Here is a 21,446-nt window from a genome sequence, read left to right as displayed (position 1 = left end):
CGTTTTGTTCGCTATTTTTACAATATTTCAAATTTGGGAATGAAAAAACACAGAAATAACATCTGTGTTTTTAGTTTCCTTCTTTGCCGTAAAACCAATCCACCTTAGCATCATCCCAAAAAGTAGAAGCAGTAGCTGGCGATTTCATTTGTTCAAGAGCAATTTGGCGACGAATTTGCTCTTTTACGTCCTTAAAGGAATATTTCTTTCCATTTATTTTTCCTTCTAGCTTAATGATTGCATAACCTTGGTCTACCTTGATTGGCATACTGTAGGCGCCTTTCTTTAATTCCTTTGCGTTTTGGATATATTGGACCGGATACCGTTCATCTTCCTCACTAAGGTATCCTATATCTCCGCCTTCATTAGCTGAAAATTCCTCAATCGACCGTTCCATCGCTAATGTCGAAAAGTTAGAACCTTGTGCCAATTCTTGTAAAGCCTGGTCTGCTTCTTCCTCTGTACTCACAACGATATGTGATAAATGAAAGGCAGGCGGCACATGAAAAAGCTCTTTATTTTTTTCATAATAGTTACTTAATTCATCGCTTGAAACTTTGACATCTTTTGTTAAAAGTTCTTCTAAAAGGAGGTTGCTTCGGATTTGTTCCTTCCACTTCTCTTCATTCTTGACGGTTTGTTTACTCAAAGAATTATAGGTAGCTTGCAGCATTCTATATTCACGCTCAACATCTTGATTGGTTATTTTGATTTTATATTTCGCTGCCATTTCCTCTATGACCTTTTGATCGACCATTTCTTTTAAAACATCTTTTCCATATCTGGCTTCTAGTTCATTCAGCCATTCTTGTCTAAGGATTGTTTTTTTTCCGACTGTTGCAACTGCCTCTTCATTCATTACTGCTCCGCCTGCCAGATTTGCCTTTGATAGAAAAAAGGCGATTGTTAGGCAATTAACCATGATCAGAGCCGCAATAACCATCCAAAGCTGCTTCCTCCCCAACGTCTCTCCCCCAATCAGAAAAGCGCAAGCACCTTACTTAGCATCCTTTTTCAGTTCTTCTAATTCATCGCTCGAAAAGAGGTACTTTTCATTGCAAAAGTGACAATGAGCCTCAGCCTGTCCATCTTCTTCAATCATGGCATGGATCTCTGCTGCCCCTAAGCCAACAATCGCATTAGCAAAGCGTTCTTTAGAGCAATTACATTCAAAGCCCACTGGCATCGTTTCTAAGACCTTTACTTGCTCTTTTCCAAAAAGCTCTTCGAGGATTTGTTCTGGTGTTAATCCTCGTTCAATTAATTTGGAAATGGGCTCAATGGTATTTAATCTTTCTTCAAGATTTGAAATGATGTGCTCAGGTGTCCCAGGCATTAATTGAAATATAAACCCGCCTGCTGCCAAAATGCTATCATCGGGATTTACTAAAACACCAACACCAACCGAAGAGGGAGTCTGCTCAGATGTCGCAAAGTAATACGTAAAGTCTTCTCCTAATTCACCTGATACCAACGGAACCTGTCCAGAGAAAAAATCACGAAGCCCTACATCCTTGACAACCGCGAGGGTCCCTTCGGTACCCACCGCGCGGCGGACATCAAGCTTGCCATTTTCAGTTGATTCAAAATCAACTTCTGGGTTGGTTACATACCCCCGCACTTCCCCTTTGGCATTGCTATCCACAACAATCGGGCCAATCGGGCCGCCGCCGTTGATTTTAATTGTTAATTTATCCTCACCCTTAAGCATAGCCCCCATCATTACCCCTGCGGTCATCGTACGGCCGAGTGCAGCTGATGCTGTCCGCCAGGTTTGATGGCGCCTTTGTGCCTCACTTACCGTTTCTGTTGTACGAACGGCATAGGCTCGAATATTGCCATCATAGGCAAGTGCTTTTACAAGATAATCCTTCATTTGATAACCCCCTTCTAGCTGTTATTCCTTAGGATATCCACGTTTCTCTTATAGATGAGCTGTAAGCCTTTTAAAGTTAAAAATGGATCGACTATATCAATAATGGTTGATTCTTGGGCAATTAAATTAGCTAGTCCGCCTGTCGCAATGACGGTTGGCTTCTTCTCGCTTTGCTCCATCATCCTCTTTACAATTCCCTCTACCTGTCCCACATACCCGTAGACAATACCAGCCTGCATCGCCGCCACGGTATTTTTGCCGATTACCGCTTCAGGGCGGGCTATTTCAATTCTCGGCAATTTTGAAGCTCTCGAATAAAGGGCCTCTGTTGAAATACCCACTCCCGGTGCAATCGCACCACCCATATATTGGCGTTCCTCATTCACATAACAATAAGTTGTTGCGGTTCCAAAATCGACAATAATCAAAGGACTGCCATATTCGTGGATAGCGGCAACAGCATTAACGATTCGGTCCGCCCCAACTTCTCTTGGATTTTCATATTTAATATTTAAACCCGTTTTAATCCCTGGTCCAACAACATACGGCTTCACATGAAAATACTTTTGACACATTCTTTCCAGCGCAAACATAATTGGTGGAACGACAGAGGAAATAATAATGCCATCAATATCTGAAAAAGAGAGGCCAGCATGATCAAACAATGCTTTAATGTTCATTCCAAACTCATCTTCCGTACGATTTCTATTTGTTTCTACACGCCAATGATATTTAAGTTCCTCACGATCATAAACACCCAGTACAATATTGGTATTCCCTACATCAAATACGAAAATCACATCTATCACTCACTTTTCAGATTATTCACTTCTATACTGAAAACATAATAACATAAATATGTTTTTTGATAAAAAAAAGAGCGCTTCAATGAAGCACTCTTTGGATGATTTATTTATTATCTGTTTCATTAGGAGGGTTAAGCGGCTCAACCTCTTCCTTTTTCGTATTGATATTAACCTTCACGTCTTCTACCTTTTTCGGACCGATTTTAACGGCTTCTAAAGCGACATTAGGTTCTGGCATATGGCCATGATCAACCAAATATTTAATCTGTTCAGCCACAAGCGTTTCAACTTCAAGTAATGTCTTCGCAATTAGGTCAAGCTTATCGCGATTTTCTGTCAGAATTACTCTTGCTCGTTCATAACATTCTTTAATGATTCTTTGAACTTCTAAATCGATTTCATAAGCAATTGCATCGGAATAATTTTGCTCATTATGAATGTCACGTCCTAAGAAAACCTGGCCGCCTGAACCTTGACCAAACTGAAGCGGTCCCAGCTTTTCACTCATACCGTATTCGGTTACCATCTTACGAGCAATTCCTGTAGCGCGTTGGAAATCGTTGTGAGCTCCAGTACTTACTTCACCAAAGACAATCTCTTCCGCTACACGCCCACCGAGTAAGCCAACAATTTTATCAAGCAACTCAGGCTTTGTCATAAAGTAACGATCTTCTCTAGGAAGCATGACAGCATATCCGCCTGCTTGCCCACGAGGAACGATGGTAACTTTGTGAACCATGTCGGCTTCATCTAGCACCAAACCAATCACCGTATGGCCGCCCTCATGGAATGCAACGATATTACGTTCCTTTTGGGAAATAACCCTACTCTTTTTAGCTGGCCCAGCAATTACCCGGTCGGTCGCTTCATCAATATCTTCCATATCGATTTTCTTCTTACTGCTTCGGGCTGCAACTAATGCCGCCTCATTCAACAAGTTCTCTAAGTCAGCACCTGAAAAGCCCGGTGTACGCATGGCAATATTCTTTAAGTTTACAGATTCATCTAACGGTTTATTACGTGCATGTACCTTAAGAACTGCTTCACGTCCAATCACATCCGGACGGTCCACGGTAATTTGTCGGTCGAAACGACCAGGACGTAAAAGAGCTGGATCCAAAATATCGGCACGGTTTGTAGCAGCAATAATGATAATTCCTTCATTAGCCCCAAAACCATCCATTTCAACGAGCAATTGGTTCAAGGTTTGCTCACGTTCATCATGTCCGCCGCCTAGTCCTGCGCCACGTTGACGTCCAACTGCATCAATTTCATCAATAAAAATTATACAAGGTGCATTTTTCTTGGCATTTTCAAATAAATCACGAACACGGGAAGCTCCGACCCCGACAAACATTTCAACGAAATCTGAACCGCTTATCGAGAAAAACGGAACGCCTGCTTCTCCTGCAGTTGCTCTAGCAAGCAATGTTTTACCAGTACCTGGAGGGCCTACTAGAAGCACTCCTTTTGGAATACGGGCACCCAGTTCAGCATATTTCCGCGGATCCTTTAAGAATTCCACTACTTCAACCAATTCTGCTTTTTCTTCATCCGCACCAGCTACATCTCTAAATCGAACCTTTTTCTTATCATCATTATAAAGCTTCGCCTTAGATTTACCAAAGTTCATCACACGGCTGCCGCCGCCTTGGGCTTGGTTTAATAAGAAGAAAAATAAAATAAAGATAATCACAAACGGAATAATCGATGTAAAGAAAGTCACCCATCCGCTTGTTTCCTTGGCAGGCATTACTTCCACTTTAGAATCAGCTTTATCAATTCGGTCAAGAATCTTTTCGCTGTTTGGAATATAGGTTATGAATTTTTTGCTTTTCGCTTCTAACTCACCACGAACTTCATAAACGCCTCGTTCAGGCTGCATTGAAAATGATTTCACTTCGCCATTTTCTAGTTGCGTTACAAACTTATCATATGAAATATGATCCGTTTGTTCATTGCTTCCATTAAAGAAACTTACCACGCCAATAATGACTAAAAATATCAATAAATAAAAGATGGTATTACGGAAAATCCGATTCATCTCTTACCTCCTCCCACGATAGGCAAACTATACTAAATGGTATCATAGAAAATCTTACTAATTCAAGGAATTACTCTCATGCTTAAAGCTTTATATGTTGCTTTAGGAATGAGCGGATAAGTATCTTAAAGATTATTGCTGTATACTTCAGGTTTTAAGACACCGATATATGGAAGGTTTCGATATTTTTCAATATAATCCAAGCCATATCCAACAACAAATTCATCTGGCACAATAAAACCAACATAATCAGCTTTAATTGCACTTTTTCTACCTGTTGGTTTATCGAGCAATGTTACAATCTTGATCGATTTTGCTTTCCGATATTTAAATAGATCAACTAAATAACTAAGTGTTAGACCGCTATCGATAATATCCTCGATGATTAGAATGTCTCTGCCTTCTACAGATGTATCTAGGTCCTTGAGGATTTTTACTTCTCCGGAAGAAACAAGCCCAGTTCCGTAGCTGGAAACATCCATAAAGTCCATTTCAAGGTAGCAATCCATCCGTTTTAATAAATCAGCCATAAACGGCATTGCACCTTTTAGAACACCTATGGCAAGCGGAAATCGATCCTGATACTCTTCCGTTAATTGTCCAGCTAACTCCCGGATTTTAATTTGTATCTCTTCTTCTGATACTAAGACCTTTTCAATATCCTGTTTCATTCTAAATGTGCCCCCTAGAAGATCGTTACTTTTGATATTTGAATAGTATATATTGTTTAACTGAGTAATCTATGCCTTCAAGAGAAGATTTTTTTAAACCTGGAAGCCAGATAATAGAACCTTCTTTGTCGGTGAGTACAGGCCACATATTTCGATCATGAACTGGTACTTTCTGATCAATAAATATGGCTTTTAACTTTTTCGATCCTTGCATTCCCTTAATTGTCATCCGATCACCCAAGTTCCTTGAACGAATGATAATCGGCCACTGAATACTGCTTGTATGAAACAAGGCAGTGTATGGATTCGTCGCTGGAATGTCCCCCTCCATATATTTGCTGCTAATTTCCCCGCCATTTGGCAATAAAATCGTTCCAGGCTCTGTCATTTCAAAATGATATGACCCAACCTCGATCGGTTGAAATTGGAAGGAAAGGGAATGATAGGAACGGGAAACTTTTAAACCATTGGGCAAATCAAGCTGACCTGATGGATGAGGATGATTAATTATGAAAAATACTTGATCGATATGTACGGCAGATAATGAAGCTGGTATTTCTTTGTAAAGATAGTTTAATATTAGTTGAATCCCTCGCCTTTGTAAAGGTATAGGCACTTCAAGAAAGTGTTTAATGTCAATGCAGATTTCACTTTCTTCCTTTTTTGTCATAACTGTATTCATTCGTTGGACAGTTAACTCCAGAAGAAAGGTTTCATCACTTTTTAATTCTTCGCTAAACCGTTGAAAATGTTCATGCACATGTGGATTTTCCTTTTTTAAAAAAGGGACAACTTCTTTTCGAAAGCGATTTCTACTATAGATTCCTTTCTCGTTACTCGGATCTATTCGTGGGCTTAGGTTATGATTTAGGCAATATTCCTGAATATCAGCCCTTTCCAATCCTAAAAATGGACGAAAAATGATTCCCTGTTCAAATGGCCTCGAAAAAGGAATACCCGCTCGAGCCAGTCCCGCACTGCCTCTCGTAAATCTCATTAGCATGGTTTCGATTTGATCATCACCATGATGTGCAAGGGCTAAAAATCGATACTGATACTTTTCCATAATCTTAGAAAAAAACTCATACCTTACATCTCTTGCGGCGATTTGCGAACTTTTTCCTGTGCTTTCGATAATTTCTGGCACATTGACGCGAGTCATCTCAAACGGAAGATTATTCTGTTCACAAAATGTTTTGACGAACATCGCATCCTCATAGGACTCCTGACCACGAAACATATGGTCTACATGGGCTACAACAAGGGTCATATTTTGTTTCTCTTGTTCCGCAAGCAAAAAGTGAAGCAGTGCTAGCGAATCCGGGCCTCCCGAAACACCAATGACAATCTTTTTGGATTCTAATCTGAATCCCTGGTGATTAAGAAAGGCCTTGACCTTAGTTTCCAACATATGATTGCACTCTTTCTTAAAACAAAGTTTAAAGCATTAAAACGTTTAGAATAACATTAGTCTACCACTTTTACGAATAAACTATCAAAGCATTGGCATTACAAAATGCTTAGAAATTTTTCCTAGTTATCCGCTTACAGAACTACATATTAAATAACCTTTCTTCTTATACGAATGACCTTGGGAATAGTTTCAACAATTACAGTAATTTATTAAATGTGTACCAGCCATATAAAAGACCTAACACGATCGCTATTAACCAAAATTCCATCCAGCCACTCTTTTTTTTCTTTTTCCGATAGTGCTGCCTTGTTACAGGATGGTTCCCTTTTGAATCTGGCCGGGGCGGCTGTTTTTGGGAAGGTTTGGTCGGACCAATGGGCTTTAAGGGCGGATCGGGCATTTTTTTATCAACCATAAGATCTAATAAGTCTGCTCTCATTTGTTTAGCGCTGCTATAATGGCCTTGAAGTGCTTTTAGGATGACCTTTTCCCACGCTAGCAGTTCCGGCTTCTGTCGGATCGCATCTCTTAATTGCGATATTCCTCCACTGGTTTTCGTTAATCTTTTTGGATAGGCGGTATTAATCATAATCATTGCCACTGCAAACAGGTCATAGGAAGGCTCAGCTTTCCTAGACCCCAGTCCCCAATATCCGCGGTCATAGAACTCCGTGAATTCCTTAATCGCTCTTCCTTGAATGGTCGTGCCGCCAACATCAATGCATCTTATTTTTGGAGGAGGACCTGTGACGATTAAGTTTTCTGGCTTTAGGTCACCGAATACCCAGCCATTTTCATGAAGCTTGTCTAAATCATTTAAAAGCTGCAAAAATAACACACTTGTCCAGGATTTCCCCTTTTGTTGTAAAAAAGATAAAAAGTCTGGTCCTTGGATATATTCCATCACATAAAAGGAAATGCGTCCGTTATTACTCTGCCAATCATCGACATCAAGCAAAGAAGGTCCAAGGGTTGGGGGTCCCTGGACCTTTGCTAAGGATTTTAAAACATTTACCTCAGAAGTGATTGACATACCATTATCACTCATTTTTAAAGCGACTTGAGTGCTATTATGCTCAGCGAGGTAGACCACCCCGTTTGCTCCAAATCCAAGTTCCTTTATAATTTTATACTTTTTTAAATGCCATTTCCCTGAAATGATTGTCCCTTGGCTTACCTTACATTGACTCTTCAAAGTATGATTCATCATCACGTGAAAGCAGGCTCCTTAGGGATTGTTTTTCTTCGAAAGAGGATAACGCTGTCCGTAACGCGGGTCCTGTCGGTGTTATTCCTCCAGTGGACAACTGGGAGAATACACTTGTCAGAGTTTGCAGTTTAGGTGTCCAATCCAGCAATTTTTCGACATCCTTCTTTTTCCCGGGAAATACATAAACCGAAAATTGATTATCTCCAGTTCGAGCGTTCAAGCTTAGAGAGAGGTCAAGCAGGGCTTCTTTAACTGTCGGAAGTTTGTGTTTCATACTTGCGCTTGTATCGACAAGAATCAACACTTCTAATTCGACAGTTTCTCCTAATTCATCGACAACCTCCATCACTTCCCCGCGTTTTTCAGGCGGGAGGTCTTCCATTGTTTGCGAACGTCCCAAAATTTGTTGCAATTCACGGTTAACCACACCTTGAATAGTTTGGTTCATCGCCTTACGGGTTACCATTTGCACCGTTTGTGAGAGCTGCTGGGCATAGACAATCTGACTGACTCCCCCTCCCGACATCGCAATCCCTTCAATTTCAGTCATTCCTTTTTCATCAATGGTATCCTGCTCCATCACACCGATGACATTGACGGTGATTCCTTGTTCTCTCGCTAGTGCAGCCATGGCAATTGGATCGTCCCCTTGATTGGAACATCCATCGGTAATTAGTAAAATTTGGCGAATTTTCCCTGTATACATAACCTTCTCCCTTCACAACATGTATTGGTACCATTTTCGACGGGATCTAAATGATTTATACATATTTTAATGAGAGACGGTGTAAAATACTCTATTAGGCCTGCCGTTTCAATTTGGGAACAGGAATGGATGCCCATTTTGGCGTATTATGTTTTACTTTCGCTACGGTCACGGTCATATCATCATGGATGATTTCAGATCTTGATCGAATGACTTCCTCGAGAATTAAATCAGCTACCTCCTGCGGATTATCTGTCTCTAATCCTTGTAATTTTCTTTTCATCCATAAATCATAATTTTCTACATGCAAGGGACCTTCAAACACCCCATCGCTCATCATAATTAGTAAATCTCCAGCTTTTAGTTGTTCACTGACCACATCCACTTCAAATTCTTGAATCATTCCTATTGGCAAATTGCTTGCCTGAATTTTAATAATCTTACTCCCTCTTTTAATAAAGCTTGGTGTGGATCCAATCTTAAGGAACTTGGCTGAAGCATTTTGCAGATCAATCATCGCTAAATCTAATGTAGAAAAAATTTCATCCTGTGTCCGGAGCGAGAGGATCGAGTTAACAGATTTAATAGCTACTTTTTCCTCAATTCCTGATTGGAGGATTTTTTGTAATAGAAGCAGTGTTTCTTTACTCTCGTAATGGGCTCTCTCGCCATTTCCCATTCCATCACTAATGGCGATCGCATATTTTCCTAATCCGAGTTCAATCGTCGAATAGCTGTCTCCCGATACAAGACCCCCATCCTTGGCAGCATGGGCCACTCCTGTTTCTACAGTAAACGCCTTTGATGATCTGAATGTCACGCGGCAAAAGTCATTCGGAATGGTTGCACATTCTTCCTTATTAACGACAATGGTTTCACCGAGAATATCTGATAACATCGGTGCTATTAACTTGTCACATTCACCATGGCCATCGCAAAATGGCAAAGACATCTCAATATCGACATTTCCTTGCTCGAGGCTATAGATTTCCACCTGTTCAATATGGATTCCGAACGATTGCATGGCCTCCATAATTTGTTCTTCCTGCTTGTGGTGGTTTTCTCTTTCCCGTTGGATCTCTTTCGCGAAATTATCCATCACTTCGGACACACCTAACAATTGATCCGCAACAAGTCTGCGGCTTTCCTGAACCTGCTTTTTCAACTTTTGATTGGCTTGAAAAAACGTTAATTCTTGCCCAATCGATTCGTACACTCTTTTGGATCGCGTACAAATCTTTTCCCATTCGCGCGATAGTTTAGTAGAAACATTCCCGTCGTTTTGATCCATTTCATGAATAATTTCTTCCATATAGGCATAGGTTGTATTAAAATTGTTCGCCCAGCATTGATCCTTCTTAAAGCATGTTTGGCAGGTTTTTTCGGTTACGTTACTCATAAAGTAATCCATTTCACGTTCATTTTGCTCTTCTTTTGGTTGAATTTCCATTTGTGAAAAGCTTTTGGACAAGGCATGGAAGACATTAGAGAATTGTGAAACCCGCTGTGCCGTAACATCTCGCATCTTACGCATATATTTTTGCTGCTCTGCTGTGTACTCCGGTGTACCAGGGATATACTTTGCTAACCGAGAAGTTAATACCTGAGGTGTTAAGAGGAATAAGAAGATGGCCGCAGCTGACTCCAATACAGTAAGCAGAATGGACCCTCCGCCTTCCCCGTACATGCCAATTAGGAGCGTAGCGATAAATAATCCAATTGAAACACCTATTTTTTTACCTTCCTTCATCAAGCCTCCCAAGACACCTGAAAAAGCAAGTAAACTCATATGGTAAAAACTAGACACGCTAGCAAGACTAAAAATTAACCCAGTGACGACCCCCACTGTCGAACCGACTGTTGCACCAGCTATAAAAGAAAACACTAATACTAGGTATCTCGACATAATATGCTCCACCGATAGGTCATAAACCTTCCAGCCAATGGTCCCCGTCATAATCGAAGCGAGCATAATGATTAGACAAACGATTTCTTCCGTTTTTAACAATTGTCTCCGTTTATTAAAGGTTAGCAATGGGATACTTTGTAAAAAAATTAACGTCAAAATAAAAGCAAGACTTGTTTGAACTCCGACCATCATTAAATCATATAGTGTCAATTGCTGTGAAAGTATAAACGCTTCAGCCAGTTTCCCCAGCCCAAGCACAATACCGACAATAAAAGGTGTCGATTTCATTTCATTCCTTAACCATTTCTTACATATTCGGAAAACTACCATGTAGCTGAGCGTAACTACGAAGGTAAAAGCCGCATTTGTTAGCGAAATGGTCACTGCACCGATAATCAATCCGATCAAGGCAAGCGGTGCCCGATCTCGTTTAATTAAATAAACAGAGGCAAAAAAGGGAAGGCAAAATGGAGTCAACTTTGCCAAAATCAAGGCCCGTCCCAGCAAAAAACCCACCAATAATAACAGGTACCCCTTTTTTATGAAAAAGGACTCTAGCATTAGTTGAATTTTTTTCAATCCACTCTGCATAGCCCATTTGGATGAATGAAGATTAACTTCTCTGACTGGTTCTATGAAACTAGCATTTGTCTTTTCCATAAATCACACTCCCTATTCTTTCATTGTTCAGATAATTATAAAATTAATAGTCAGAAAAGTTTGTCAAATTAGTGAACAAGCAAAAAGAATCGTTCGACGCTTTTCACTATTATCATTCAAATAATAGTAATTTGTGTCGTTGGGTGTCATCATTGGGTGTCAGGCACCATGTGAAGAATTCACATGGTGCCTGACACTTTTTTATTGAAAAACAAAAAAAGACAGGCCATTTAGACCTGTCTTAGATTTATAGATATTGAGTAAGACCACTCTTATTCTGATAAAAGTTAACAGCAAGTTTACCCCCGCTTAGCTCCTCTTCCTCCACGCTTGGACTCCGTGTGCCGTTTTAAGGAAGATAAACGATCCTCACTATCTTTTAAAAATTTTGCCATTTTGGTTTCAAAATTTTCCGGCTTAGCATTATTGCGATCGTTGTTTCTACCCTGACGAGGACGTTGTGATTGTGAGTTTGAATGGGACCTTTGCTGCGTCTCTGGTCGATCCTTCGCTTTTTTAATCGACAGTCCAATTTTCCCATCCTTCTCAACATTGAGGACTTTTACCTCAACTTGGTCGCCAACCTTTAAATGATCATTAATATCTTTCACATAGTTGTCCGCAACCTCGCTGATGTGTACGAGTCCTGTTGAGCCACCCGGCAGCTCCACAAACGCTCCAAAATTAGTAATTCCTGTTACCTTCCCCTGTAACTTGCTGCCTACTTCAATTGACATAGAAAGAATGTTCCTCCTTAAAAGTATAAAAAATCAATCTACTCTATATTATACAAATAGAAAAAAATCAGTGTCAATATGGCTACAAATTGGTTCATTTCCCCTTTTTTTCATCAGGGATCGTAAAAATAATTTCATTTTTCTCAGAGAAGAAATATTCTTTTCTAGCTAACTTTGCAATATAATCATCATCATTTAATTTAATAATATTTTCATTGAGAATATCCTGCTGATTCTTTAAGTCTGTTAATTGGTGATTAAGTTCCTTCTTTTGAGCAATCTTTGCCTTGAGTTTAGCAGTTTGGGAAATGGTGCTGGAAATCATTAAATAAGAGAGAATACTGGCCAAAACCAAAAACATCGACAGCCGCCTTGCTAATAATTTCTTTTTCCTAGCTGAGGCAATTTCTGCATACTCCTGCTGTTTAACATATGTTGTCTGGATCTTTGACACACTTTTCTTTTGTTCTGCTCCCATTTCCCTCACCGCCTTACTCTTTTGGTTTTTTCCATCTATTTATCATCTTACTTATATAATTCCTGATTTTGTGAAAATTTCCTGCCGTTTTATTATATAACTTCTCGACGGAATTTTTAAGACCTTTCGGCAAAAGTTTCCAAAAAATTAACATAATTTTTTGTAACGGTACAAAAATAATCTTAAGTATAAATAGTAAAACCTTACCCATAAATCTAACAAGGGTTAAAAGCCCCCTGCCAATTGAAATGATAATGATAATAATTAGCTGAATAAGACCCAAGATTGGTTTATAAATCAGGAGATGGAAAGCTTTTTTTATAAAGCGGCTGACAGCTATCGTTGTTTTAATCGATACCTCCAGCAAGTGAAGGTAAATCCCTTTAAATAAACTCTGGTAGGCGGCAAATCCACAAATAAGTGCGAGGAAGATATAAAATCTTAATTCCCCATTATTCACTAAAAATAACGTGTAAAATATGATCACAGCTTGGATCATCCAAAATAATAAATCATTAAAGAATACAATCCACTGCTTTCTTTTCGGCCGATTTAAAAACCGCTGATAGGTATCGAACATGGCGCCGAATAACGACCCCATTCCAATCATTGAAAGCAACGTAATAAATTGAGTCGAGAGGGTCATCGGAATAACTTACTAAAGAACCCTTTAGCTTTCTCCCCGTGCTGTTCGTCAAGGTAAACTAAATCAAAAATTTTCCCCTTAATCGAAACAATCCCCTTTTCTACATCGAGATTTTTCATTTGCAAATTCTGTCCTTTGATTGCTAAAAATCCCATCGATGTTTCTAATAAAAATTCTTCATTATCAAAACTCTCCACTTGTTTGACACCGGTAATCTCAAGAAGTTTTCTGCCTCTCATGATGACGTCATGGTCTGGAACACTGCTCTTTGTTGGATTATTATCATAATACTGGCTCATTAACATCCCTCACAATCATTTGTACAACCTTTTTGATACAATTTATGTGAAGGATTTGAAAATTAGAACTCGGTTACTACATTGGGAATTCTGTGGAGCCAATTCTTTCTTCATTGATAATCGTATACATCTCGGCTGCTTCCTCTTTGCGGGTGGTATCCTGGATCCGGTCAATCCTTGCGGTAACTTTTCTTTGCCCCAGTCGGATTGTTAATTCATCCCCGACTTTAACCGTTGAAGAAGCCTTGGCCTCTTTCCCATTAATTTCGATTCTCCCTTGATCAGACACCTCTTTTGCTAAGGTCCTTCTTTTAATTAATCGCGATACTTTTAAAAACTTATCTAGACGCATGGATGATCTCCCCTTCTTCTAAAGTCCTAATAACTTAGCTTCGTCCCAGTATTGGTCGAGTTGTTCCAGTGTATGTTCTTCAAATGTCCTGCCACTGTCCTTTACTTTTTCCTCGACAAATCGAAAACGGCGTGTAAACTTTTCATTCGTTTCAAACAATGCTTCTTCTGGATGAATCTTCAAGAATCTGGCAACATTGACAAACGCAAATAGTAAATCGCCAAATTCCCCTTTAGCCCGTGCCATGCCCTCGTCTGTTCCGTCTAATTCATTCACAAATTCTTCGAGTTCTTCTTTCACTTTCTCCAGCGCAGGTGTGATTTCCTGCCAATCAAAGCCAACCTTTGCCGCTTTCTTTTGCAATTCATACGCTCTTAACAAATTCGGCAGGGCCATTGACACTCCTTCAAGTAAAGAAGAAGGCACTTCACCTTTTTCCTGCTTCTTAATTTCCTGCCAGTTTCTTACCACCTCTTCGGCATTATCCGCCTGACCATTTCCAAACACATGGGGATGGCGGCGAATCATTTTCGCTGATAATCCTTCAATAATGTCATCAATCGAAAAATAACCATCATCTTCACCGATTTGGGCATGGAGCATGACCTGTAGCAGTACATCGCCCAGTTCTTCGATTAAATGGTCAATATCTTCATGGTTAATTGCGTCAATTACTTCGTAGGTTTCTTCTATTAAATATTTTTTTAAGGATTCATGGGTTTGCTCTCTATCCCACGGGCAGCCAGTTGGACTCCGAAGTTCAGCAATAATTTCCCTTAACTTTGAAAAATTCTTCAATAGGATTTGTTCCTCTTTGACTGGCGGAATATAAACGGACGTCAGATTGTTAATCGATACATTTCGGTCCAATTCAAACAATGGAACTTTTTCGATTATTTCTTGACTGCTCCCTGCCGCTGTAACGATATAAACCTGATAATCATCTGGTAATTTTTCCATTAAGGTTAATTTAACGTTAGAGGCAACAAATTGGTCATATACTTGGCTCACAATCATATGTTGGTCAATTTGCAGTTGTGCTGGGTTGAGTGATGTCCCATCAAGTAACTGAAACCCTTCAATCGGGTCAATCTTTAACGAGGTAAATAAGGCATCAATAAAACTTTGTCCTCCGCCAATGCTTATTTCAATATCCCTTGTTGGACCATACGCCAAAAGAAGCTGCACAGCCCGCTCTGCTACTAGTGGATGTCCTGGGACAGCATAAACAATCGTCTCGCTTTCTGCCTTTTGCAACAGCGTCTCGACAATTTCTTCATATACCTCCTCGAATTGATCGTGTTTTTCATAGATTGAATCAAATGAAGTATACCTCAATCCTTCTTTCTCCAACTCAGAGACCACCGGATGTTCCTTCGTCCGCAAAAATAACGAGTTTGCTTTAAGTAACTTCTTATATACACCAACAGGAAGTTGTTCCAAATCTCCTGCACCTAAACCTAGAATTTCAATCCTTCTTACCATTGTTAATTCCTATCCTTTCGGGCCAATAATTTTATTAATGTACTTCCAAATGGAAATAGCGCCAATTCTTCCTCACGAAAGATTTTGCCTCTAATAATAATCAATAAAAAGAGGAAACCACCAACGATTACCGCGCTTAACGATTGAAAGACAGCTTCAATTCGACCATAATTATCCGGGCCGAACATATATAAATAAATCTTTAAAAAGAGAACCATCGATGCGGTGGCCATTATGATCGTTCTCCAAAAGTGAAGGGAGAATAGCGAAATCCGAACGACCTTTTTAAATTGAATGAATAGCAGTGCTGTGACCATTCCCAGCGAAATAAGTGATGAAATGGCAGCACCCATTGTTCCATATAAGGGAACCAAATAAACATTTAGGATATATTTTAACGGAAATATACATGCAACTGCGATGGCTGGAAATAGAAGCACACCCATGCCCTGCATAATGGCGATTATCGTTGCAGTAAGCGACGTAAACAAGATCACAAAACTCAATACCCCTAACACCGCTGAACCAGCTTCATTTTCAAACAGCATCGTGTTAGTCGGTTTAATGATCGCCCATAGACCTGAAGAGGCACCTAAACCGAAAATGATACTCACTTTAAGAGCTACTTGAATTTTATGTTGTAAAAATTCAGGTTTGGCAGCCAACCGCTCTCTTGTGATTAAGGGAACAAGGGTTAAAGACATGGAGGTGGCAGCAATGGTTCCTAACTGAATTAATGGCTGTCCACGGTCAAATATCCCCTTAAGGCTTTTAGCCACGTCTCTATCAATCCCGCTTCCGACAAGCAGGGAGTAAAGATTCAAAGCATCAGCTAATTGGATAAATATCATGAGCATCCCGCTAATACAAATCGTGAGACCCTGATAGACAAGGGCCTTAAAGATCTTTTTTGCATCGTTTGCATATCTTTGAAACATTCCTTGCCTTGGTGCTACTACCTTCCATTCTTTACGGATCCATAAAAACATAAACAAGATAATTCCTGAGATCATACTGCCGGTAATCGAACCAAACATGGCCCCACCGCCGACAAGATAGAGAGAATAACCCTTTTCCTTAAAAAGAGAGGCCAAAAAGAGAATCGTCAATACTCGTGTGGTTTGTTCCCCCACCTGTGATAGTGCCGTGGGGACCATGTTCCCAATCCCTTGGTAATAGCCTCTCAGAGTCGACATCATTGGAAACATTAGAAACACAATCGAGACTACCCTTAATAGAATCGAGAGATGGGGGTCATTCATCCAAACAGCGATGCTGTCCGCACCAAAGTAAAGAATAAGGAAACAGATAAAACCAAATAATTGCAAATAAATAAATGATACAAAAAGAAGCAGGCGTGATTTTTCGTCATCACCTTTTTGTTTCTGCTCCGCATAGAGCTTTGAAATGACGACTGGAAAGCCAGTCGTCGAAAGGACGATGGCCATCCCATAAAACGGATATACTTGCTGATATATGTAAAAGCCAATATCTCCGACAATGTTTTGAAAAGGAATTCGATAAAAGGCACTTAAAATTTTTGTAATAAGGGCCGCTAGCATTAGGATAAAGGCCCCTCTAAACAGAGCCTTGGATTGATTCACAGACTTCATTTATTCACCTACTAAAAAATACAAACTCGAAGGTAATTATATCATGGGGAGTTCCCTTTTAAACTAAATAAAAAAGACAGCAATGGCTGTCTTTTTAAAATTTGTTAAATAGGATTAGTTCTTTTATGACTCCATTTGTCGAGCTAAGAAACCAGCTGCTGTTTCAACAGCCTTCTGCTCCACTTCGCCAAGAGTTCCTTCTTTAGAAAAAATGATGACTGCCCCGATTGGATCACCATTTGCAATAATAGGGCCGATCGTATATGAAGTTATTGCTTCTTCATTTCCATCCACTAAGGCGATGTCACCCTTTTGAGTGAACAGCACTGAATTTCGTTCTTCCATTGTTTTTTCAACTACATCACTAATATTTTTATTTAAGTACTCTTTCTTAGAACCGCCTGCCATTGCAATAACGGTATCTCTATCACAAATTAATACAGGGTTCCCGAGGCTATCGAAAAGTGCTTCAGCATATTCTTTGGCAAAATCACCTAATTCACTTATAGGTGAATACTTTTTTAAGATGACTTCTCCGTCTCGATCAACGAAAATCTCTAACGGATCCCCTTCGCGGATACGCAATGTTCTGCGTATTTCTTTAGGAATGACAACACGACCCAAATCATCGATTCGACGAACTATTCCAGTTGCTTTCATCCAATGTTGCCTCACTTTCATCTGATGATTATTCAACTTGGCGATGACGGTTTTTCCTTTTATTGTAATCATCACCAACTTTGAACTTAGTATCTTTCATCTGGAAAGTTCTATACATAAACGTTATAATTTTTCAAATATATAACAATTATCCCAAATTGGATAAAGCAGGATTCCAGTGAATTGCTTGGGCAAACCACAAGCGGGACACTTTCTACCAATGTTTAGAGGAATCCAGTTAATTTACTGGATTTTCATGACCCTTTTTTGCTTGGGACAGTCCCTTAACCATTTCAAAGGCAATATTCAGCCATTGTGAGGCTTTATAATCCTTGACCTTGATCACAATTTTCAGCCTAGGACCTTCCATTCCAGGGGTAACATTTCGGCCAAATTGGCTTCCAATATGAAAGATCTTACTTCCATCAATCGTGTTGGTAACCTGTTCATTCACTAAAATGGTTATTTCCTGTTTTAACTGCTTAATTTGTTCCACCCCATTTAAAAGTGAATAAACCTTCATTTCAGCGATTTGGAATAGGCAGGAAACCTCATCCGGATATTCACCAAACCGGTCCAACATTTCCGCTTCAAGCTCTTCAATATCTGCAAGAGTCTCGGCCCCTCTAAAACGTTTGTACATCTCTATTTTTTGATGCCCATCCTTAATATATGTATCCGGAATGTAGGCATCAATTTCAAGGTCAATTTCTACCGATTTTTTTACAGCTGCTCCAGTCACGCCGATGTTAACCTTTCGCTCTTCAATGGCTTCTTTCAACATTTGCGAATAAAGATCAAAACCGACGGAGTCAATAAATCCATGCTGCTGGGCCCCTAGTAAATTTCCTGCCCCTCTTATCGATAAATCACGCATCGCAATTTTAAATCCTGAACCTAATTCAGTAAATTCCTTGATCGCTTGAAGGCGTTTTTCAGCAACTTCTGTTAATACTTTATCTTTTCGATAGGTGAAATAGGCGTAGGCAACACGATTGGACCTTCCCACACGACCACGGAGCTGATACAGCTGGGAAAGCCCCATGCGATCCGCATCAAAGACTATTAATGTATTAACATTCGGAATATCCACACCTGTTTCAATAATGGTCGTACTAACAAGAACATCAAAATCACCAGCTAAAAAGCCAATCATCACCGCTTCTAATTCATTTTCTGTCATCTGACCATGGGCAAAGGCCACACGCGCATCGGGGACAAGCATCGATATTTCCTCAGCTTTTCGTTCAATGTCTTCCACTCGGTTATATAAAAAGTAGACTTGTCCGTCACGGGCTAGTTCCCTTTCAATCGCTTCCCGCACCAATGATCCATTATATTCCATCACATAGGTTTGGACAGGAAAACGATTTTCAGGCGGTGTTTCGATAACCGATAAATCTCGGACCCCGAGCATTGACATGTGAAGAGTTCTAGGGATCGGTGTTGCCGTCAATGTTAATACATCGACATTCGTTTTTAATTTCTTAATTTTTTCCTTATGGGTAACCCCAAACCGCTGCTCTTCATCAATGATCAGCAATCCTAAATCACGATAAACAATATCTTTTGAAAGCAGGCGGTGTGTTCCTACGACAATATCAATCGTACCCGCTTTTAAACCTTTAATGGTATCCGTTTGCTGTTTTTTCGAGCGGAAACGGCTTAATAGGCCAATATTAATCGGATAATCCTGAAATCTCTCCCTTAACGTTTCATGATGCTGCTGAGCTAAAATGGTTGTAGGCACAAGAAAAGCGACTTGCTTCCCATCTGCGATGGCCTTGAAGGCCGCGCGAATAGCTACTTCTGTTTTTCCATAACCTACATCACCGCAAAGGAGGCGATCCATCGGACGTGGTCTTTCCATGTCCTTCTTAATCTCATGAATCGAACGCAACTGATCGTCTGTTTCTTGGTAAGCAAACGATGTTTCAAAATCTCTTTGCATATCGCCATCTGGCGAATAGGGATAACCCACAGCAGCTTCCCGCTCCGCATATAATTTGATTAAATCATCAGCAATATCTTGAACAGAGGATTGAACCTTCTTCTTAACCTTTTTCCAATCCGTTCCGCCCAGTTTATAAATTTTTGGCTCTTTTCCTTCTGAACCGACATACTTCATGACCAGGTCAATTTGTTCAACTGGAACATAAAGTTTATCTGTCCCCTGATAGCGGATATGGAGATAATCCTTATGAATTCCATTAATGACCAGCGTTTCAATTCCTAAATACTTACCGATTCCATGGTTCACGTGAACAACATAATCACCGATTTTAAGCTCTGAGTAACTCTTAATTCTTTCAGCATTTGATAGTTTTTGACGGCTAGTAGATTTTTTGACACGTTTATTAAATAACTCTTCTTCGGTAATCACAGCTATTTTCTGGATCGACAGTTCAAAGCCCGTTTGCAGGTTTCCTTGCATAATCTGAACTCGGCCAGGTAACAGCTGCTGTTCACCCTTCGTCATACTTGCACTAATTTCATAGTCCTCTAGTACACGCTCTAATTTTTTTACCCGCTCTTCATCCGGTCCTAAAAATAAAATAGAATAATTGCTTTTCTTCCACCTGTCGATCTCTGCCTTTAATAAATGCATTTGCCCATGAAAGTTTTGCATTTGCTTACAGGAGACATTAATGATATTTTGCGGACTTGTATTGGCGACATGCCGTAAAAACAAGGACATATAAACAATCGGTAATTCTCTTTTTTGCAACAGAACTGAAAGGTCATGGGAAATATGTAAATCATGGATAATCTGTCCTGTGCCAAGTAAGCTTGTATACCATTCTGCCTCTTCTTTTACTAAGGAATCATTCATCTCTTGAACTCGGCTTATTTCGTCAATAAACACAAGGCCATTGCTTGGCAGATAGTCTAGTAAACTAGCAGCCCTATCGTAGGCTAGTGAAAGGTATTTAAAGACTTGGTCAGGCTTTTGACCGTTTTTTAACTGCTCTAATTCAAAACTAATATTTTGCGATAGCTGCATTTTGGCTTTATCATCTTTTAGTTTTCGAAGACTTTTACCTAATCCGGCTTCAAGATGATCAATAATGCGGCTATAATTGTCTGCCTCTAACACTACTTCTGTTGCTGGTCCAATATGAACCTCTGAAACCTTCTCTTTTGAACGTTGATCATCAAGCGAGAAATAACGAATCGAGTCAATTTCAGTATCGAATAATTCAATTCGCAGCGGATTTGCTTCGGTAAGAGGATAAATATCGATGATCCCGCCTCTTACGCTAAATTCCCCTGGAGTTGTGACCATTTCCGCTCGGATATAACCCATTTTTACAAATGTATTTAAGGTTTTCTCGATCGTTATATCTTCCCCTAATTTTAATGAGAGCTGGTATTCTTTCCATAAAGACTTAGGAGGTACGATCTTCTTTAACCCTGCAATTGGGACAATTAATATTCCTTTATTATGCTTGCTCCAGTAGTTTAAAGCTTCAATTCTTTGGGCTTTTAACTCCGGACTGGCAATGCTCATCTCAGCAGCAATTAACTCATTGGCTGGAAAAAGAAAAACATCTTTCTCACTTAATAGATTGACAATATCATCATAGAGTTTTTGTGCTTGTAATAGATTGTGGGTGACGAGCATGATCGGCCTTTGCGTTTGTTCGTAGATAGAAGCGGTTAAAACTGTTCTTGACGAACCCGATAACCCCGCAATCAACTGTTCCTTTAATCCCTCATCCACTCCCGCGATTACGGAATGGACATCTTCCTGCTTTAGAAATAACGATTTTAAAGCTTTCAAGGTTTCTCCTCCCTCCTCAACAAAATTCATATTAATAACGTTCTTATGTTAGTAAATTATAAATAGAAAAACGCTTTGGACGGTACTCCAAAGCTG

At 39.8% G+C, this 21,446-nt stretch carries 18 protein-coding genes; all 18 read right to left on the bottom strand.

Annotated features, from left to right (window positions below; all coding sequences use genetic code 11):
• Positions 1-70: 70 nt before the first annotated feature.
• The 18 genes from AB7942_RS25865 to mfd all read right to left on the bottom strand — a co-directional run bounded on the left by AB7942_RS25865 (position 71) and on the right by mfd (position 21,350).
• Positions 71-964: a peptidyl-prolyl cis-trans isomerase gene (locus tag AB7942_RS25865; protein WP_369449069.1), complete on the bottom strand. Its 894-nt coding sequence runs from the start codon at positions 962-964 to the stop codon at positions 71-73.
• A gap of 33 nt (positions 965-997) precedes the next feature.
• On the bottom strand, positions 998-1,876 hold the full coding sequence (hslO, locus tag AB7942_RS25860) for an Hsp33 family molecular chaperone HslO (RefSeq protein WP_369449068.1): 879 nt from the start codon (positions 1,874-1,876) through the stop codon (positions 998-1,000).
• 14 nt (positions 1,877-1,890) lie between these two features.
• Positions 1,891-2,676 (bottom strand): type III pantothenate kinase, encoded by a 786-nt coding sequence (locus AB7942_RS25855; RefSeq protein ID WP_369449067.1) that lies wholly within the window; start codon positions 2,674-2,676, stop codon positions 1,891-1,893.
• A 109-nt stretch (positions 2,677-2,785) separates the two neighbouring features.
• On the bottom strand, positions 2,786-4,726 hold the full coding sequence (gene ftsH / locus AB7942_RS25850) for an ATP-dependent zinc metalloprotease FtsH (protein WP_335718893.1): 1,941 nt from the start codon (positions 4,724-4,726) through the stop codon (positions 2,786-2,788).
• Between the two features lie 125 nt (positions 4,727-4,851).
• On the bottom strand, positions 4,852-5,397 hold the full coding sequence (hpt, locus tag AB7942_RS25845; RefSeq protein ID WP_088084942.1) for a hypoxanthine phosphoribosyltransferase: 546 nt from the start codon (positions 5,395-5,397) through the stop codon (positions 4,852-4,854).
• Between the two features lie 25 nt (positions 5,398-5,422).
• On the bottom strand, positions 5,423-6,808 hold the full coding sequence (gene tilS, locus AB7942_RS25840) for a tRNA lysidine(34) synthetase TilS (RefSeq protein WP_369449066.1): 1,386 nt from the start codon (positions 6,806-6,808) through the stop codon (positions 5,423-5,425).
• Between the two features lie 199 nt (positions 6,809-7,007).
• On the bottom strand, positions 7,008-8,021 hold the full coding sequence (locus AB7942_RS25835; RefSeq protein ID WP_369449074.1) for a serine/threonine protein kinase: 1,014 nt from the start codon (positions 8,019-8,021) through the stop codon (positions 7,008-7,010).
• Positions 7,990-8,727: a vWA domain-containing protein gene (locus AB7942_RS25830; protein ID WP_335440398.1), complete on the bottom strand. Its 738-nt coding sequence runs from the start codon at positions 8,725-8,727 to the stop codon at positions 7,990-7,992. Before AB7942_RS25830 ends, AB7942_RS25835 begins: the two co-directional genes overlap by 32 nt.
• A 94-nt stretch (positions 8,728-8,821) precedes the next feature.
• Complete coding sequence (gene spoIIE, locus AB7942_RS25825; RefSeq protein ID WP_369449065.1) at positions 8,822-11,296, bottom strand: stage II sporulation protein E; 2,475 nt, start codon at positions 11,294-11,296, stop codon at positions 8,822-8,824.
• Between the two features lie 299 nt (positions 11,297-11,595).
• Entirely contained in the window at positions 11,596-12,033 is a 438-nt protein-coding gene (locus tag AB7942_RS25820; protein ID WP_088084937.1) for a S1 domain-containing RNA-binding protein, read from the bottom strand.
• 94 nt (positions 12,034-12,127) lie between these two features.
• On the bottom strand, positions 12,128-12,511 hold the full coding sequence (locus AB7942_RS25815; RefSeq protein ID WP_088084936.1) for an FtsB family cell division protein: 384 nt from the start codon (positions 12,509-12,511) through the stop codon (positions 12,128-12,130).
• A 13-nt stretch (positions 12,512-12,524) separates the two neighbouring features.
• The gene (yabQ, locus tag AB7942_RS25810) at positions 12,525-13,157 is read right to left on the bottom strand and encodes a spore cortex biosynthesis protein YabQ (RefSeq protein ID WP_369449064.1); all 633 of its coding nucleotides are present in this window, start codon (positions 13,155-13,157) and stop codon (positions 12,525-12,527) included.
• Entirely contained in the window at positions 13,154-13,456 is a 303-nt protein-coding gene (gene yabP, locus AB7942_RS25805) for a sporulation protein YabP (RefSeq protein WP_168241468.1), read from the bottom strand. Before yabP ends, yabQ begins: the two co-directional genes overlap by 4 nt.
• A gap of 76 nt (positions 13,457-13,532) precedes the next feature.
• Positions 13,533-13,808 carry an RNA-binding S4 domain-containing protein gene (locus AB7942_RS25800; protein ID WP_088084933.1) on the bottom strand — a complete coding sequence of 92 codons (276 nt, stop codon included), beginning with the start codon at positions 13,806-13,808 and terminating at the stop codon, positions 13,533-13,535.
• A gap of 18 nt (positions 13,809-13,826) precedes the next feature.
• Positions 13,827-15,293 (bottom strand): bifunctional methyltransferase/pyrophosphohydrolase YabN, encoded by a 1,467-nt coding sequence (yabN, locus tag AB7942_RS25795; RefSeq protein ID WP_369449063.1) that lies wholly within the window; start codon positions 15,291-15,293, stop codon positions 13,827-13,829.
• A gap of 2 nt (positions 15,294-15,295) precedes the next feature.
• Positions 15,296-16,906, bottom strand: coding sequence for a putative polysaccharide biosynthesis protein (locus tag AB7942_RS25790; protein WP_369449062.1), 1,611 nt, complete (start codon positions 16,904-16,906; stop codon positions 15,296-15,298).
• Between the two features lie 123 nt (positions 16,907-17,029).
• Complete coding sequence (spoVT, locus tag AB7942_RS25785) at positions 17,030-17,566, bottom strand: stage V sporulation protein T (protein WP_088084930.1); 537 nt, start codon at positions 17,564-17,566, stop codon at positions 17,030-17,032.
• 238 nt (positions 17,567-17,804) lie between these two features.
• Entirely contained in the window at positions 17,805-21,350 is a 3,546-nt protein-coding gene (gene mfd / locus AB7942_RS25780; protein ID WP_369449061.1) for a transcription-repair coupling factor, read from the bottom strand.
• Positions 21,351-21,446 lie beyond the last annotated feature (96 nt).

Source organism: Neobacillus sp. BF23-41 (genome assembly GCF_041106275.1).
Note: the sequence above shows the minus strand (reverse complement) of the source record. Positions and strands in the feature narration are given on the sequence as shown.